This is a genomic window from Streptomyces sp. SCSIO 30461, assembly GCF_037023745.1.
In the GTDB taxonomy this organism is placed as follows: Bacteria; Actinomycetota; Actinomycetes; order Streptomycetales; family Streptomycetaceae; genus Streptomyces.
The window spans coordinates 6,163,409-6,178,319 of sequence record NZ_CP146101.1; the positions used below are offsets into that span (position 1 = coordinate 6,163,409).

Here is a 14,911-nt window from a genome sequence, read left to right on the forward strand (position 1 = left end):
CGCGGGCACGTGAGCGCGGGCCGGTGTCCCGTGGCACGCGGTGTCAGGCGCGCATACGGGACACCCACGTCAACGGCGCACCGGCCAGGCCACCGAGTGCTGGTCGTGTTCGTCCGCCTCGTCCGCGTACCGGGCGCAGGCATCGGCGAGCGCCTCCAGCAGCGTCAGCGGGTCCGGCAGCTGGTGCTCGGGGCCCCGTACCCAGTCCACGGTCAGCCCGTCGGGCAGGCGCGCGGGCGGTACGAGGACATAGCTGCCGCGGCTGTGCCAGCGCAGGCCGGGATGCTCGTCCATGGTCTCCGGATGGCAGTCGAGCGCGCAGGGCCACCACTCGTCCTCGTCCTCCGGGGTGCCGCGGGTGGCGGTGAAGAACAGCATCCGCCCCTCGCCGGACTCGGCCACCGGGCCGACCTCGGTACCTTCCCCGAGCAGCCGCTCCAGGGCGGCCCGGCCCGCCGGCGCCGGGACGTCGAGGACGTCGTGCACCATGCCGGTGGCGGTGATGAAGTTGGCTTCCGGCTGCTCGTCCGCCCAGCGCTCGATCGTGGCGCGCTCGTGCGTGGCCTGGGTCTGCCAGGCGAAGGAGACCGGGTGGCGGGCAGGAGTCGGACAGCCGATGCGCTCGCAGGAGCAGCGGAAACCGGCCGGATGCGCGGCCGGCGCCAGCGGCAGTCCGGCACCCGCGGTGGCGGTCAGCAGTTCGAGGCGGCCCGAGCCGGCTTCGGCGGCGGCGTCCTCGCGGGCGCGCCTGCGCAGCCACTGCGGCAGCCGGTTCTCCCAGCCCGTCCTGCCGCGCGCCCCCCGCTCGCGGTCACGCTCGTGATCGGTGCCGCCCGCACGGTCTGCACCGCCGTTGCCTTCGGTACCGCCGTTGCCTTGGATGCCGCCGATGCCTTGGCTGCCCTCGCCCATCGATCCCCTCACCTCAGCTCTCCCCCTGTGGTCCCCGCCATGGTCCCACCATCGGGCGGACGAGGTGGCCGCACCCCCCGATCGGGTGGCCGGGCGCCGGTCAGGGCGGGGTTCGGGGCGCCGGTCCCCGGGCAGCGGCGACGGCGTGCGCGGCAGGCCGTTTCACAAGGCTGCACGCCAGTAATACATGTAGCAATACAAGTGACGAACCACCCGTTCGAATCACGCGCGTAGCCCCTGGATGGCGCACTATTGCTGCACGCACAACCGTGCGCCGCTGCTTTGCTCTGACGTTCCTGAGGAGCCTGCATTGCCTCGTGACGCTAGATCCCGCCGCTACCTGATGTGCCCACCCACGCACTTCGAGGTGACGTACTCCATCAACCCCTGGATGGACCCCGGGAAGCCCGTCGACCTGCCGCTGGCCATGGCCCAGTGGGAAGACCTGCGCGACCGCTTCACCGCGCTCGGCCACACCGTCGAACTGCTCGACCCACGCCCCGACCTGCCCGACATGGTGTACGCGGCGAACGGCGCGACCGTGGTGGACGGCCGGGTGCTCGGCGCGCGCTTCGCGCACCGGGAGCGGGAGGCGGAGGCGGAGGCGCATCTGGAGTGGTTCCGTGCGCACGGGTTCGCCGAGATCCACGAGCCCCTGCACATCAACGAGGGGGAGGGGGACTTCGCGGTCACCTCGACCTATGTGCTCGCCGGGCAGGGCTTCCGTTCCAGCCCGCTGTCCCACGGCGAGGCCCAGGAGTTCTTCGGCAGGCCGGTGATCGGCCTGGAACTGGTGGATCCGCGCTACTACCACCTCGACACGGCGCTGTCCGTGCTGGACGACGAGCGCGACGAGATCATGTACTACCCCGGCGCCTTCTCGCCCGGCAGCCGGGCGGTGCTCGCCCGGCTCTTCCCCGACGCCCTGCTCACCAGCCGTGAGGACGCGGCGAAGCTGGGGCTGAACGCAGTGAGCGACGGCCGCCATGTGGTGCTTCCCCAGGCGGCGACGGGCCTGTTCGAGCCGCTGCGGGAGCGTGGCTTCGAGCCCGTCGGCGTGGACCTCGGGGAGTTGCTGAAGGGCGGCGGCAGCGTGAAGTGCTGCACGCAGGAGCTGCGCCCCTGAGCGGGCTCCGCACATCCCGGGTGCCGGCGTCCGGCGCCCGGGACACCTCGTAGAATTCGCCGGTGAACGCCGCTGAACCCGCCCGCTCCCCCGGCCGTCTCCCCGGCCCCGACCTCGGCCCCGGCACGCCCCGGGCGGATCTCGGCACCGCCCTCGCGGGCCTCCTGGACGGGCTGCCGCAGGGCAGGGTCGCCCAGGCCGTGGACCGCCTGATCAGCAACTACCGGGGGGACACCCCGACGGACGCCCCGGTGCTGCGGGACCGGGCCGACGTGGCCGCGTACGCCGCGTACCGCATGCCCGCGACCTTCGAGGCGGTACGTGCGGCCCTGCGGGCCTTCCGCGCCGCCGTGCCCGACTGGACCCCGGCCACCCACACCGACATCGGCGGTGGCACCGGCGCGGCGAGCTGGGCCGTGGCCGATGCCTGGCCGGATGGCACCCAGCGCACCACGGTGCTGGACTGGGCGGAGCCCGCGCTGGCCCTGGGCCGGGAGTTGGCTTCGGCCGCGGGGCCGCCCGCGCTGCGCTCGGCGAGCTGGCAGCGGGCGAGGATCGGGGCGTCCATGGGGCTGGAGCCGGTGGACCTGGTCACGGTCTCGTACGTCCTGAAGGAGCTCACGGAGGCCGACCGGGCCGCGGTGGTCGAACAGGCAGCCGCGGCGGGCCGGACGGTGCTGATCGTGGAACCGGGCACCCCCGACGGCTACCAGCGGATCATCGAAGCCCGCGACCGGCTGATCGCGGCGGGCCTGCGGATCGCCGCCCCCTGCCCGCACAGCGGCACCTGCCCGATCGTCCCCGGCAGCGACTGGTGCCATTTCGCGGCCCGGGTCAGCCGTTCGTCGCTGCACCGACAGGTGAAGGGCGGGTCGCTGGCGTACGAGGACGAGAAGTTCGGCTATGTCGCGGCCACCCGAGGCCCGGCGGCTCCGGCGCCGGCCCGGGTGGTCCGCAAACCGCAGATCCGCAAGGGCCAGGTGCTGCTCGACCTGTGCTCGGACGACGGGACCCTGCATCGCACCACGGTCACCAAGCGCCATGGCGCGCTGTACCGCGCGGCCCGCGACACGGGCTGGGGCTCGGGGTGGCCGCCCTCTGAGCCCGGGGAATAGCCGTCTCGCGCCGTCGCCGGGTGGCCTGCCCGGGTCACGCGGTGCTGGCCTCGGAGGGCTGAGCTGACGGTGCAGCGGCCGGGGCGGCGGGATCACCGGCACGCCAGGGCCGGCAGAGGCCGAGGAAGCACGCCACGGCGCCGAGCGCGCACACGAGTTGCACCAGGGCCATGGGCATGGCGGTGGCCTCGCCCGCGATCCCGACGAGGGGTGAGGCGACCGCACCGACGGCGAACGCGGAGGTGCCCAGCAGAGCCGATGCGGACCCCGCGGCGTGCGGGGTCCGCATCAGCGCGAGCGCGTTGGTGTTGGGCAGGCAGAGGCCCATCGCGGACATCAGCACGAACAGCGCGGCCGCGATCGGGACAAGACCCACTTCGCCGAAGACCCCGGAGGTCATCAGCAGCAGGGCGAGTGAGGCGAGGGTGATCACGGCCAGCCCGGTGCCGAGTACCTTGTCCAGGCTGACCCGGCCCACCAGCAGCTTGCCGTTGATCTGCCCGGCCGCGACCAGGCCCAGCGAGTTCAGCCCGAACAGCAGGCTGAAGGTCTGCGGCGAGGCCCCGTAGATCTCCTGGATCACGAAGGGAGACGCGGATATGTAAGCGAAGAGGGTGGCGAAGGCGAGCCCGCCCGCCAGCGTGTAACCGGCGAACACCCGGTCGGCGAGCAGTCCGCGCATGGTGCGCAGGGCTTCGCCCATGCCCCCGGTGTGCCGTCGCTCGGGCGGCAGCGTCTCGTGCAGGAACCGTGCCACGAGCAGCGTGAGCAGCAGCCCGATCCCGGCGAGTACGTAGAACACGCCGCGCCAGTCGGTGACCCTCAGGATCTGGCCGCCGATGAGGGGCGCGATGATCGGGGCCATCCCCGAGATCAGCATCAGGCTGGAGAAGAACCGGGCCATCGCCACGCCGTCGTACAGATCACGCACCACGGCCCGCGCGATCACGATCCCCGCGGCCCCGGCCAGCCCCTGCAGCAGCCGGAACGCGATCAGCATCTCGGCGCCCGGAGCCAGCGCGCAGACGGCGGTGGCCGCCACGTACACGCCCATGCCCACCAGCAGCGGACGCCGCCGTCCCCACCGGTCGCTCATCGGCCCGACCAGGAGCTGCCCCAGCGCCATCCCCGCGAGGCAGGCGGTGAGGGTGAGCTGGATCGTGGCGGCCGAAGCGCTCAGCGACCCGGTCACCTGCGGCAGTGCCGGAAGGTACATGTCCATGGACAGCGGGGGAAGCGCGGTCAGCCCGCCCAGCACCAGAGTCACCAGGAACCCCACCCGCCGCGCGGTCACGGCACCGCGCTCATTCTCCGACATCCGAGGCTCCCGTCCGGCTCTCTCTCCATGAAGTCGCCCCTATGTTCTCAGTTGGTCCTTCAATACGAACCACCCGGTTTCGTCTGGGCGTGAGCCCGTCGACGCGGGCACGCTGCCGTACGCTGCGGGCTCATGGAGGACACAAGGCGGAAGAGTGCCGTGGTCACCGGCGCGGGCTCGGGCATCGGCCGCGGTGTCGCGCTCGCGCTCGCGGCGTCGGGCTGGTCGGTCGCGCTGGCGGGGCGGCGGACGGAACCGCTGGAGGAGACGGCGGCGATGGCCGCGGCGGATTCCCGGTCGGACGCGGTGGACGTGCTGTGCGTACCGACCGACGTCACCTCACCGGAAGCCGTGATGAGCCTGTTCACGGCGGCCCGGGAGGGTTTCGGCGGGGTGGACCTGCTGTTCAACAACGCGGGCACGTTCGGCGCACACGGGGTCCCGGTCGACGAGCTCCCGTACGAGGCGTGGCGTTCGGTCGTGGACACCAACCTCAACGGGGCGTTCCTGTGCGCGCAGGCGGCGTTCCGCGTCATGAGGGAGCAGGACCCGCGGGGCGGCCGGATCATCAACAACGGGTCCATCTCCGCGCATGCGCCACGACCGCTGTCGACCGCCTACACGACGACCAAGCACGCGATCACCGGCCTCACCAAGTCGCTGTCCCTGGACGGGCGCCCGTACCGGATCGCCTGCGGTCAGATCGACATCGGCAACGCGGCGACCGACATGACTCAGGGCATGCGGACCGGGATCCTCCAGGCCGACGGGCGCACGGCGGTCGAGCCGGTGATGGACGTGGCGGATGTGGCACGGACCGTGCTGCACATGGCGGAGCTGCCGCTGGAGGCGAATGTGCAGTTCGCGACGGTCATGGCGACCAACATGCCCTATATCGGGCGCGGCTGACATACGGCGCCACTACCTGGGAACATCCGATGATCGCATGCGCTTCCCCTCCACATGACCACGACACAGAACCAGGAAGTGCTGCGCTACACGGCGTTCTCCGCCGACCCCGAGGGCGGCAATCCTGCGGATGTGGTGCTGGACGCCACCGGCCTGGACGACGCCGGCATGCTGCGGATCGCCGCGGAGCTCGGCTACTCGGAGTCCGCGTTCCTGACCCCACCACCCGCTGAACTCGCCGGGGACGGCACCGGCGGCAGACGGGCCTACACCATCCGCTACTTCAGACCTCAGGTGGAGGTGCCGTTCTGCGGCCACGCCACCGTCGCCACCGCCATCGCGCTGGCCGAGCGGTCCGGTCCGGGTGAGCTGGTCTTCGCGACCAGGGCGGGAACCGTCCCGGTGACGGTGACCGAGGAGGCGGGCGGGACGCTGCGAGCCACGCTCACCAGCGTCGAGCCGAAGGTCGAGGAGGTCTCGGAGACCGACCTGGCCGAGGCGCTTGCGGCGCTCGGCTGACCGTCCGCCGACCTGGCCCCGGCCCTGCCGCCCCGTATCGCCTATGCCGGAGCGCGCCATCTGGTGCTCGCCTCGGCGACCCGCGCCCGCCTCGCGGACCTCGCCTACGACTTCGACCGCCTCGCGGCCCTGATGCGGCGCCTGGACCTGGTCACCCTGCAGCTGGTGTGGCGGGAGTCCGCCACGGTGTTCCACGTCCGCGACCCGTTCCCGGTCGGCGGCGTGGTCGAGGACCCGGCGACGGGCGCCGCCGCGGCGGCGTTCGGCGCGTACGTCCGCGAGCTGGGGCTGGTCCCCGACGATGCGGCCGAGGACACCGTCCTCACCCTGCACCAAGGGGAGGATCTGGGCCGCCCGGGCGTGCTCACGGTGACGCTGCGTCCGGGCGACCCGCGGATCCGTGTCGGCGGCACGGGAGCACGTATCGGCTGACCTGCGCCGATGCCCACCAGGGTCGTATGCAGCCACCCGGCCTACTATGAAATGCGGGGGTTCGGGGGTGTATACCGCCAGGCGGAGGAGGACCCGTGACTGAAGGACGCAGAGGTGCCCCGCCCCGAACGGAATCCCCCCGCTATCTGCCGATCTCGGAACACGGCCTGATCGGCGACCTGCGCAGCGCCGCCCTGGTGGGCACCAACGGCACCATCGACTGGTACTGCTGCAGCCGCTTCGACGCGCCGAGTGTCTTCGCGTCCATCCTGGACGCCGAGCAGGGCGGCAGTTTCGAACTCGCGCCTGACGTCCCGGTCAGGACCAAGCAGTTCTACTTCCCCGACACCAATGTGCTGATCACCCGCTTCTTCGCGGAGGACGGCGTCGGCGAGGTCCAGGACTTCATGCCGGTCACCGACGACAGCCGGGAGGCGGACCGCCACCGGCTGATCCGCCGGGTGGTCTGCGTACGCGGCACCCTGCCGTTCCGCGCCGTCGTGGCACCTCGCTTCGGCTACGGGGCCCAGCAGCACACCGTACGCACGGACGGCGGCTGCCCGATCTTCGAGTCGCCCGCCTTCAGCCTCGCGCTCACGGCCACTATGCCGGTCGAGAGCGACGGCCGGGACGTATGGTCGCTGTTCAAGCTGAGCGAGGGCGAGTCCGCCGTGTTCGCGCTCGACCGGGTCGGCGGTCCGGTCGAACCGCGCGGCTGCGCCGTGACCGAGGCCGAGCATTTGTTTGACGCCACGGTCCGGTACTGGCGGGGGTGGCTGGCGAAGTCCCGGTACCGGGGACGCTGGCGCGAGATGGTCCACCGCTCGGCCCTGACCCTCAAGCTGCTCACCTACGCCCCGACCGGTGCCATCGTGGCTGCCCCTACCACCAGCCTGCCCGAGCAGATCGGCGGCGAGCGCAACTGGGACTACCGCTATGTCTGGATCCGCGACGCCGCCTTCTGCGCCTACGCGATGCTGCGGCTTGGCTTCACCGACGAGGCGCGGGCGTTCATGGGCTTCCTCAACGGCCATGTCTGCGTCTCGCGGTCCGCGGCAGGTCCCCTCCAGATCATGTACGGGGTCGACGGCCGCAAGGAGCTGCCCGAGCTGGAGGTCCCCCATCTCGAGGGCTATCTGGGCTCGGCCCCGGTCAGGATCGGCAACAGCGCCGTCGACCAGCTCCAACTGGACATCTACGGAGCCCTGGTCGACTCGATCTACCTGTACGACAAGTGGGGGGAGCCGATCTCCAGCGCCCACTGGGACACCGTCTGCGAGCTGGTCGACTGGGTCTGCGAGAACTGGGACCAGCCCGACGAGGGCGTATGGGAGACCCGCGGTGGGCGCAAGAACTTCCTCTACTCACGCCTGATGTGCTGGGTGGCGATCGAACGCGCCATGCGCATCGCCCGCCGCCGTGGCCTGCCCGCCGACATGGCCCGCTGGGGCGCGTCGCGCGACCGTATCTACCGCCGGATCATGACCAGCGGCTGGTCCGACGAACGCAAGGCGTTCGTCCAGCACGAGGGCAGCGACGTACTCGACGCCTCGGTGCTGATGATGCCGCTCAGCAAGTTCATCTCCCCGACCGACCCGAAGTGGCTCTCCACTCTGGACGCGCTGGGCGACGAGCTGGTCTCCGACTCCCTGGTCTACCGCTACAACCCCCAAGCCAGCCCGGACGGCCTGCGCGGCGAGGAGGGCACCTTCTCGATCTGCTCGTTCTGGTACGTCGAAGCCCTCACCCGCGCCGGCCGGCTGGACGACGCCCGGCTGGCGTTCGAGAAGATGCTGACGTACGCCAACCATCTCGGTCTGTACGCCGAGGAGATCGGCCGCACAGGCGAGCAGAACGGGAACTTCCCCCAGGCGTTCACTCATCTCTCCCTGATCAGCGCGGCGTTCAACCTGGACAAGGCACTGGGCTGACGCCGGACCCGGTGCGCGCCCCATCCGGGCGGGACGCACCCGGGGCAGGAGGCTCCGGCTAAGGACTGTCCCGAAATCCCCAGCGCGCGCGACGCCTGCTACGGCACTCCCCCCGTCTTCGCCGGGAGGTGCCCCCATGCTGCGTTGCCGAATCGCAGCCGTCGTGTGTCCTCGGGACTTCTCCTGAACCAGGCAGAGTCGGACGTGCGGCCTCACGGGCCCGACACCCCATTCCAACAGGCGCCGCACAGCTGTGCCCAGGTACCGACAACCGTGCATCCGCACGGCTGTTGCGTGAACCGAGCGCACCCACCATGCTCACCTTCCCGGACCTTCAGAAGGATGCGTGATGAACGACTCAGCACTGATCGTCACCGGTCTGCCGATCGCCCTTGGGATCATCATGTTCGGCCTCGGGCTGTCCCTCACCATCGACGACTTCAAGGGAGTGGCCCGGACGCCGAAGGCGGTTGTCGTCGCATTGGCCATACAAGTGCTGGTGCTCCCGCTCGTGGCGTTCGGACTGGTCGAAGGCTTCGACCTCGACCCGCTACTGGCCGTCGGCGTGATGCTCCTGGCCGCTTCCCCCGGCGGGACCACAGCCAACCTGCTGAGTCACCTGTTCCGCGGAGACGTGGCCCTCAACATCACGCTGACCGCGATCAACTCGGTACTCGCCGCCATCACGATCCCGGTCGTCACCAACCTCGCCATCGGATACTTCGATGCCCAAGGTGAACTTGGCCTGCAGTTCGGCAAGGTGGTGCAGGTGATCGCGATCGTGCTGATACCGGTCGGAATCGGCATGTGGATTCGCCGGCGCTCCGCGGGCTTCGCCGCACGCGCAGACCGCCCGGTCCGGATCTTCTCCATCGCCGTGCTGGTCCTCGTGTCGGCCGGAGCACTGCTGGGTGAGCGGGAGAACCTGGCTGACTACATCCAGAAGGTCGGGTTGGTGACCGCCGTCTTCTGCCTGGCCAGCCTCACACTCGGCTACGGCGGCGCCCGGCTGCTGCGCCTTGACGAGCGCCAGGCCATAGCGAGTTCCATGGAGGTCGGGATCCACAACACGACCGTGGCACTCACCATTGCGCTCAGCGTCATGGGCAGCACGGAGGTCGCGATCCCCAGTGCCGTCTACTCGGTCTTCATGTACGTCTTTGCGACTGCGTTCGGCTACGCGATCACCCGGCGCCATGAGCAGGCCGGGGCGAACCCGAGCCTGCCGATCAGCTGACGCCGAAGAGAACGGAAAGGGCCTCCGGCGCAGGTCACCCACGCCTCGCGGAGGATCCGACCGTCAGCCTCGGCTGTTCAGCGGAATGGGGCGAGCTGACGACCCGACAGCAGGAACGGTTCCCTGAACTGCGAAGATTCGATTGCCGAGGCCGAATCGGGAAAGCAGAGTGGGGCACCTTTCTGGCGAGGGAGTTACGGGTGGGACCGGCGACTGTCCGTGGCGACCGATGGGCGGGGCTGGTAGGGCATGCCGGGGCAGTGCTGCCGTGGAAGCCGGCGGACCGAAGTCCTGCAGCTCAGCACGGCCGTGGAACCCGGCGCAGCCGCAGCGTGACGCGACGGCCCGACTCACGACCACATGGGACAAACAGGGCGAACCACCGACCCGGTCGGCGACCGAACCCCACCGACGGATCGAGGCTGGTCCACGGGGTTCCGCACAACGAGTCGTTACCGCTATCTCACGTCGCCTGGACCGCTTGACCCCCGTCGAATACGAGACCACAATGACCCACCCGCAGATCTGGCTGCATAAACCCCACTGCCACCTGATCATGCGGCATTCTCGAGCAAGCACTCCAAGCCACCAAAGAAGGAAAACTATGAAAAAGATCGATCTGCGCAATCTGGCACTATGCGTCCTTGCGGTCGGAGCTATTGCCGGGACCGGTCGCGCGATATTCGATCCAGAACCAAGCCTTCTTCGAGGATTCGGCTATGCGCTGTTCATGGGACTTGTGATAGGTTGCCCACTGTATTTCTTCGAAATAAGACGACGCAAAGAATAGGAAAAGGTTCCGGTTCATCACCCCGCTCGTTTTCTTCAATTCTTCCTCAGTGGGGTTTTCTCACTGGAACAGGCTTGACCGAATCGGCCGATGCGCAGCGCCGGACTGCTGCTTCATCGGCGATTTCCTTGCCTTACCTTGCTGCATCCCGCGCCAGCCGCCTTAAATTCCGCCTCGAAAATAAGTCGACTTGCCAACGGTGAGCCCGAGTGTCCGAGGTTCGGTGTAGGCGAGGCGGCCGGCGAAGAGTTGATTGGGGCCCGACGCGGGCTCTCTTCTGGATCAGCGAAAGAACCTGATCTGCCGAAACCAATTCAACGTTGGCGCATGGAAGCCCACCCTTCGAGAACTGGGAAAAGAACAGCAGACGTCCACCGCTTCGGGAGACGTCAGCGCCTGCCCGAGATGCGAACGATGATGCTCGACACCGCGGGTTGCGCTTCAGCCTCGCGGTGGATTCAAAACACGTTGGCCGGTCTGCCACGGAGCTGCGACGATGTCCCCTGATTCTGCAGCGGAGGGCATTTGTTCGTTTTCGTATGTGCGAGATGTGGCGTCAAGCTGACCACCCCGCTGTCCCGGGGCGCCCTACCAGCACATGCCCATCAGAAGTACGGCAACGGGCTCCAGCTCCCGGTGCTCATGGAGTCGGGCACGTTCGCCGAGGACCACCACGCCGACGGCGCGGGGCTGCGTCGCTATCGGGTCCGGCAGGTCCATCACCCGTCGCAGCAGCGTGGTGCGGCTGGTCGCGATGCCCATGACCTGGGCGAGGCGGGCACCGGCCCGGCCCGCCAGGGCCAGCCCGATCGCACTCATCGCCTGGCGCAGTCGCTCGGTGACCCGGCCGTGGCGGCGGGTCAGTCCCGGCACCTGCTCCACGAATGTCCGTCGGCCGCAGGCCGAGGCCGTGCAGAAGAACCGCCAGACCCGCAACGCGAGCTGTGCTCGTCGCCCGGCAGCGGGCAGATCTGCCGGAAATCGCAGGTAGGAGCTGTGGACCCGTTCCGTCCAGTGGGCGCAGTCGGGACAGGCGGCCCCTGCGGGCGTGCACCGTACCTCGACTCGTATCGCCTCGCCGTGCGCATCTACGGCCACGACGGCGATGCCGGGGACCGACGGGAACAACAGCTCCTGGAGCCAGGACAACACCTCGTTCACGGCCACCGAATGTCGGCCGTGTCACCCGCACAAGGAACGATTTCAAGGCGACTTCCGCACCCACCACAAGAAGATCAACAACTACAACGCGTGACCGGATCACGGAACTTGTGCCAGACCCCACTTCAGTTCCGTGCAGTGGAGCCCAGAGAAGTGCTTACAGACGCTCCGGTCGTGGCGATCGAACTTTCCGATGACCTGCTGGCGCTTGAGCGTGTGGCCTGGCGGGAGATGCAGGCTGGGGCGCTGACGGTGGACACGGCGTGGGCCGTACTGTCCGCTGTGGCCGCGCACGCCGAGGCGGCCGGGGTCAATCGGTACGAGCTGGAGATGGCGCTGAAGGCGCGCGTCCGAACCGGAGAGTAGTCCGTGCCCCGCCCGTCGTCGCTGTCCCCGTGGGGTCGACGGGCGGGTCCGAGTGCGCCGCAGCCATCGGCGCGAATGGGATGCGTCAAGTTTCCCATGCGGCACCGACAGCCGGGGGGGGGGCGGTCAGCCGTCGCGCGACGGTGGCAGCACCGACACCACGACCACTGATGCACCGTGCACGGCGCATCAGAGCTGCCGGTGTCGCACGGAGGGCCGACAGCGGGCCGTTGAACGTGACACCGACAACGAGCGATCGAACATGACCACCAGTTACCCACAACAGACCGCTACCCGCCGGTCACGTCACGTTTCCGTCACCGCGACCGTAAACCCTCCCGCCCCGCCACAACACCACCGCTACCGTCCACCACACCAACCCACCCGAAGACACCGAAAGGCGCCCTCTTGACCCCGCTCCACAAGACCACCGCCATCGCCATCAGCGCCCTCGCACTCGCCGCCCTCCCCACCGTCGCCATGGCCGACACCCAGCCCTTCAAGAACTGCACCGAGGCCTACAGCCAGGGCTACGCCAACATCCCCAAGGACGACCCGCGCTACGGGCCGCACCTGGACCGCGACAAGGACGGCATCGGCTGCGACAAGCCGCCGGCCGACTTCACTCCCGCCACCAAGGACGAGAGCGCACAGACCGAAGCCGAGAAGACCGAGAAGACGGCTTCGGACACTTCGGGCACTGACGAGACGGGGCTCGCCGAGACCGGCGGGAACAGCACCACGCCGTGGATCGCTGCCGGTGGCGCGGCCGTCGTCCTCGCCGGAGGCGGCCTGGTGGTCTTCAACCGCAAGCGCCGGGTGTCCAGCTAGAGAGGGCGGCGCCCCCGTAGCCAGGGCAGACGGTAGGCGCTCGCCCCAGGAGAGCGACGAAAGGCCCCTCCCTGCGGAGGGGCCTTTGTCGTGCGCCCAGCGCATAACGTCTTATGGGTTATGTGCTCGTGACGCCGAAGCCGTCCCACGGCGAGCCGTACTGCTCCGTCACCTGGAGAATGGCCGCGGGTGGGCGCTCTCTGTACGCCGTGAACACTGGGGCGCCGGAGTGCGCCCCGGCGGTGTTGCAGCTGGTGCACAGCAGTCCGCGGACGAGGCCGGTCTCGTGGCAATGGTCGACAAGGAGGCGCCCCTGGGAGGCGCTGCACATAGCGCATGCTCCGGCCTGCCACAGTCGCAGCGCCGCTATCGCCGACAGGTGCGGCGGCACGTGTCCGCTCGGCGCAGTCCACACGTGACTTGAGGGGATGCCTTGCGGTCCAACGCCTCGGCCTCCGCGAACGTGGGTCGGCCATCGGTAGTCAAGCCCAGCCATTCGCGCTCTGCGTCGCGCTGACGGCTCGCCTCAGCCATGGCGCGTTCCAGGTTGGTGCGTTCCTCCGGTGTTGTGTGCTCGAAGCAGGGACCGCCTCGCCGTAAGCACGGCTTGCCGTTGGCCTTGGGGCGACCGCAGCGGGTGATCTCGCGGGCGGTCACGCGCGCTCCAAGTACTTGTAGATGGTCGTGCGGGCGACGCCGAGTTCGTCGGCGATGTCCTGCACGGTGTGCTTGCGCTTGCCGTCCTCGCCGAGCTCGTCGTACATCTGTTGGGCGAGCGCGGCTTGCCGGGGCTTGAGTGCTTTCTTCCTGCCGCCGACTCTGCCGCGGGCGCGTGCGGCGGCGAGGCCGTCCTGGGTGCGCTCGGCGGCGACTATTTCACCCGCCGCGACCCCGAACGCGCTACCCGCCGAGCGATCAACCAGCTCAACCAGCTTGACTTCACCGTCACCCTCAACCCGAGGGAAGACACAGCCTGACCAGTAGCCCGGACACCTGGCGGCCCTCCGCGACCACCGGGCAGCCAGCTATGCCCACACCCACTCTGCCCAGCTGTTATTTACGCGTCAGAGTCGCTCAGTGGGATCGATCCAGCGGGTTGGCCAAAGTGGTCAGCTTCGCTTCCACCTCGGCGCGTGCCTCGGCTGCGGCTGCTGACAACCACCGCCCGGCGTCCACCATCTCCCGCGTCAACAGATCGCGCTCCCGCTCCGCCTCCGTCACGTCATGGGAGTCGATGGCCATCTCGACCGGCTGTCCGCCGGTTGCCAGAGCGATCAGGTCGGCATAGGCGTCGTTGCGGTCGGTGATCTCCACGATCTGACGTCGTTCGTCGGCCAACTCGACGGCTCGCCGCACGCGGGCCACGTACTCCTCAAGAGCCCTGGCCTGGCTGTCCATGACGTGGAGCACGGTCTCCAGTACCTCGATCTGCGGACCTGCGGCAGCCAGCACCTGTGGGGACCCGGTGGAGCCGATCCGGTCCGCCAGCTCGCTGCGAAGCTGCTCACGCAGTGCGAGCGTCTGAACGATGTGCCACTGCTGCTCCGCGACCAACTGACAGGCGGGCGCAACGTCGACATCTGCGGGCACGCTCCCGGCTAGCTCCTCCACGGCCAGCGAGGACTGTACGGTCCGCAGTGCGATCCTTCGGCCCTCACCGTCGAGGTCGGTGAGGCACACGTAGTGGCGGCGGTACTCGCGCTCCAGACGGTTCCCGGAGCCGCCGCCGGGACGCAGGGTGACCAGCAGCCCCAGCCAGCCCAGATATCCGGCCGCTGCCAGCACCATCCACCCGGCCGGCAGGAAGAACAGCATGACGAGGACGCCCAGCCCGTAGACGACCGCGAGGCAGCTGGCCGTCTCTGCTTCCTTGCCGAGGGCACCGATGCAGCACAGTCCGAAGACCACCACCGTGATCGCGATCCCGATCTTGGACTGCGAACTCACGAGCATGGCGATCAAAGCCGCCGTCGTCAGCAGCCAGCCGACGGCGCGCAGCACGGGACTGCGCTTTCGCTCGGCGGGTTCCCGGGGGAGCTCACGTTTCTGTTCAGCAGTCAACAAATAGCCAGCGGACGCCTCCAGGGCATCTCGTGTCTCGCTGGGAAGGATCGGATCGACGAAGAGGTGCTCCTCGTCCTCGCCTTCGGTGATGTCCTGCGCGTCCGGCATCGTTCGAACCGTCCCCCCGGTTAGTCCTACCACCCCGTTTTTCTTGATGATCCGCAGCCTGAAAGAAGCTGTCAAATGAATGGGGCCGCCTT

General features: G+C 69.1%; 13 protein-coding genes and 2 pseudogenes. 9 read left to right on the forward strand and 6 right to left on the reverse strand.

The genetic code is table 11. The features are described from left to right. Positions 1-69: 69 nt before the first annotated feature. Positions 70-912 carry a bifunctional DNA primase/polymerase gene (locus V1460_RS27595; protein WP_338676323.1) on the reverse strand — a complete coding sequence of 281 codons (843 nt, stop codon included), beginning with the start codon at positions 910-912 and terminating at the stop codon, positions 70-72. 310 nt (positions 913-1,222) lie between these two features. On the opposite strand from V1460_RS27595, the gene ddaH reads away from it, so the two are divergent. Together ddaH and V1460_RS27605 are read left to right on the forward strand one after the other, a co-directional pair. Next, the gene (ddaH, locus tag V1460_RS27600; protein WP_338676324.1) at positions 1,223-2,038 is read left to right on the forward strand and encodes a dimethylargininase; all 816 of its coding nucleotides are present in this window, start codon (positions 1,223-1,225) and stop codon (positions 2,036-2,038) included. A 164-nt stretch (positions 2,039-2,202) separates the two neighbouring features. Beyond that, complete coding sequence (locus V1460_RS27605; RefSeq protein ID WP_338678229.1) at positions 2,203-3,153, forward strand: small ribosomal subunit Rsm22 family protein; 951 nt, start codon at positions 2,203-2,205, stop codon at positions 3,151-3,153. Positions 3,154-3,187: 34 nt separating this feature from the next. Here V1460_RS27605 and V1460_RS27610 read toward each other — a convergent pair whose 3' ends face one another. After that, positions 3,188-4,471, reverse strand: a complete 1,284-nt coding sequence (locus V1460_RS27610; RefSeq protein WP_338676325.1) for a multidrug effflux MFS transporter — start codon at positions 4,469-4,471, stop codon at positions 3,188-3,190. A gap of 132 nt (positions 4,472-4,603) precedes the next feature. Between V1460_RS27610 and V1460_RS27615 the strand changes: the two genes are divergently transcribed. From V1460_RS27615 to V1460_RS27630, 4 genes and pseudogenes are all read left to right on the forward strand, one after another. Further along, a complete protein-coding gene (locus tag V1460_RS27615) occupies positions 4,604-5,380 on the forward strand; it encodes an SDR family oxidoreductase (RefSeq protein ID WP_338676326.1) in 777 nt (258 codons plus the stop codon). A gap of 54 nt (positions 5,381-5,434) precedes the next feature. Then, positions 5,435-6,331, forward strand: a pseudogene (locus tag V1460_RS27620) (PhzF family phenazine biosynthesis protein). Positions 6,332-6,426: 95 nt separating this feature from the next. Then, positions 6,427-8,262 (forward strand): glycoside hydrolase family 15 protein, encoded by a 1,836-nt coding sequence (locus V1460_RS27625; RefSeq protein WP_338676327.1) that lies wholly within the window; start codon positions 6,427-6,429, stop codon positions 8,260-8,262. A gap of 349 nt (positions 8,263-8,611) precedes the next feature. Beyond that, the gene (locus V1460_RS27630) at positions 8,612-9,499 is read left to right on the forward strand and encodes a bile acid:sodium symporter family protein (protein WP_338676328.1); all 888 of its coding nucleotides are present in this window, start codon (positions 8,612-8,614) and stop codon (positions 9,497-9,499) included. Between the two features lie 1,708 nt (positions 9,500-11,207). On the opposite strand, the pseudogene V1460_RS27635 reads toward V1460_RS27630, so the two are convergent. After that, positions 11,208-11,456 (reverse strand): annotated as a pseudogene (locus tag V1460_RS27635) (ISL3 family transposase); the annotation flags it as partial. A gap of 168 nt (positions 11,457-11,624) precedes the next feature. On the opposite strand from V1460_RS27635, the gene V1460_RS27640 reads away from it, so the two are divergent. Continuing rightward, the gene (locus V1460_RS27640; RefSeq protein WP_338678230.1) at positions 11,625-11,816 is read left to right on the forward strand and encodes a hypothetical protein; all 192 of its coding nucleotides are present in this window, start codon (positions 11,625-11,627) and stop codon (positions 11,814-11,816) included. A 408-nt stretch (positions 11,817-12,224) separates the two neighbouring features. Further along, positions 12,225-12,647, forward strand: a complete 423-nt coding sequence (locus tag V1460_RS27645; RefSeq protein WP_338676329.1) for an excalibur calcium-binding domain-containing protein — start codon at positions 12,225-12,227, stop codon at positions 12,645-12,647. A gap of 118 nt (positions 12,648-12,765) precedes the next feature. Here V1460_RS27645 and V1460_RS36510 read toward each other — a convergent pair whose 3' ends face one another. Continuing rightward, entirely contained in the window at positions 12,766-13,143 is a 378-nt protein-coding gene (locus tag V1460_RS36510; RefSeq protein WP_407077539.1) for an endonuclease domain-containing protein, read from the reverse strand. Between the two features lie 157 nt (positions 13,144-13,300). Next, positions 13,301-13,411 carry a helix-turn-helix domain-containing protein gene (locus tag V1460_RS27650; protein ID WP_338676330.1) on the reverse strand — a complete coding sequence of 37 codons (111 nt, stop codon included), beginning with the start codon at positions 13,409-13,411 and terminating at the stop codon, positions 13,301-13,303. A 3-nt stretch (positions 13,412-13,414) separates the two neighbouring features. Between V1460_RS27650 and V1460_RS27655 the strand changes: the two genes are divergently transcribed. Continuing rightward, entirely contained in the window at positions 13,415-13,624 is a 210-nt protein-coding gene (locus V1460_RS27655; protein WP_338676331.1) for a hypothetical protein, read from the forward strand. A 97-nt stretch (positions 13,625-13,721) separates the two neighbouring features. Here V1460_RS27655 and V1460_RS27660 read toward each other — a convergent pair whose 3' ends face one another. Then, on the reverse strand, positions 13,722-14,819 hold the full coding sequence (locus tag V1460_RS27660) for a hypothetical protein (RefSeq protein WP_338676332.1): 1,098 nt from the start codon (positions 14,817-14,819) through the stop codon (positions 13,722-13,724). Positions 14,820-14,911 lie beyond the last annotated feature (92 nt).

Coding starts and splice junctions, on each gene's coding strand:
- V1460_RS27595 (WP_338676323.1), bottom strand. CDS start 912: ATGGGCGAGGGCAGCCAAGGCATCGGCGGCATCCAAGGCAACGGCGGT.
- V1460_RS27610 (WP_338676325.1), bottom strand. CDS start 4,471: ATGTCGGAGAATGAGCGCGGTGCCGTGACCGCGCGGCGGGTGGGGTTC.
- V1460_RS27615 (WP_338676326.1), top strand. CDS start 4,604: ATGGAGGACACAAGGCGGAAGAGTGCCGTGGTCACCGGCGCGGGCTCG.
- V1460_RS27630 (WP_338676328.1), top strand. CDS start 8,612: ATGAACGACTCAGCACTGATCGTCACCGGTCTGCCGATCGCCCTTGGG.
- V1460_RS36510 (WP_407077539.1), bottom strand. CDS start 13,143: ATGGCTGGGCTTGACTACCGATGGCCGACCCACGTTCGCGGAGGCCGA.
- V1460_RS27650 (WP_338676330.1), bottom strand. CDS start 13,411: ATGTACGACGAGCTCGGCGAGGACGGCAAGCGCAAGCACACCGTGCAG.
- V1460_RS27660 (WP_338676332.1), bottom strand. CDS start 14,819: ATGCCGGACGCGCAGGACATCACCGAAGGCGAGGACGAGGAGCACCTC.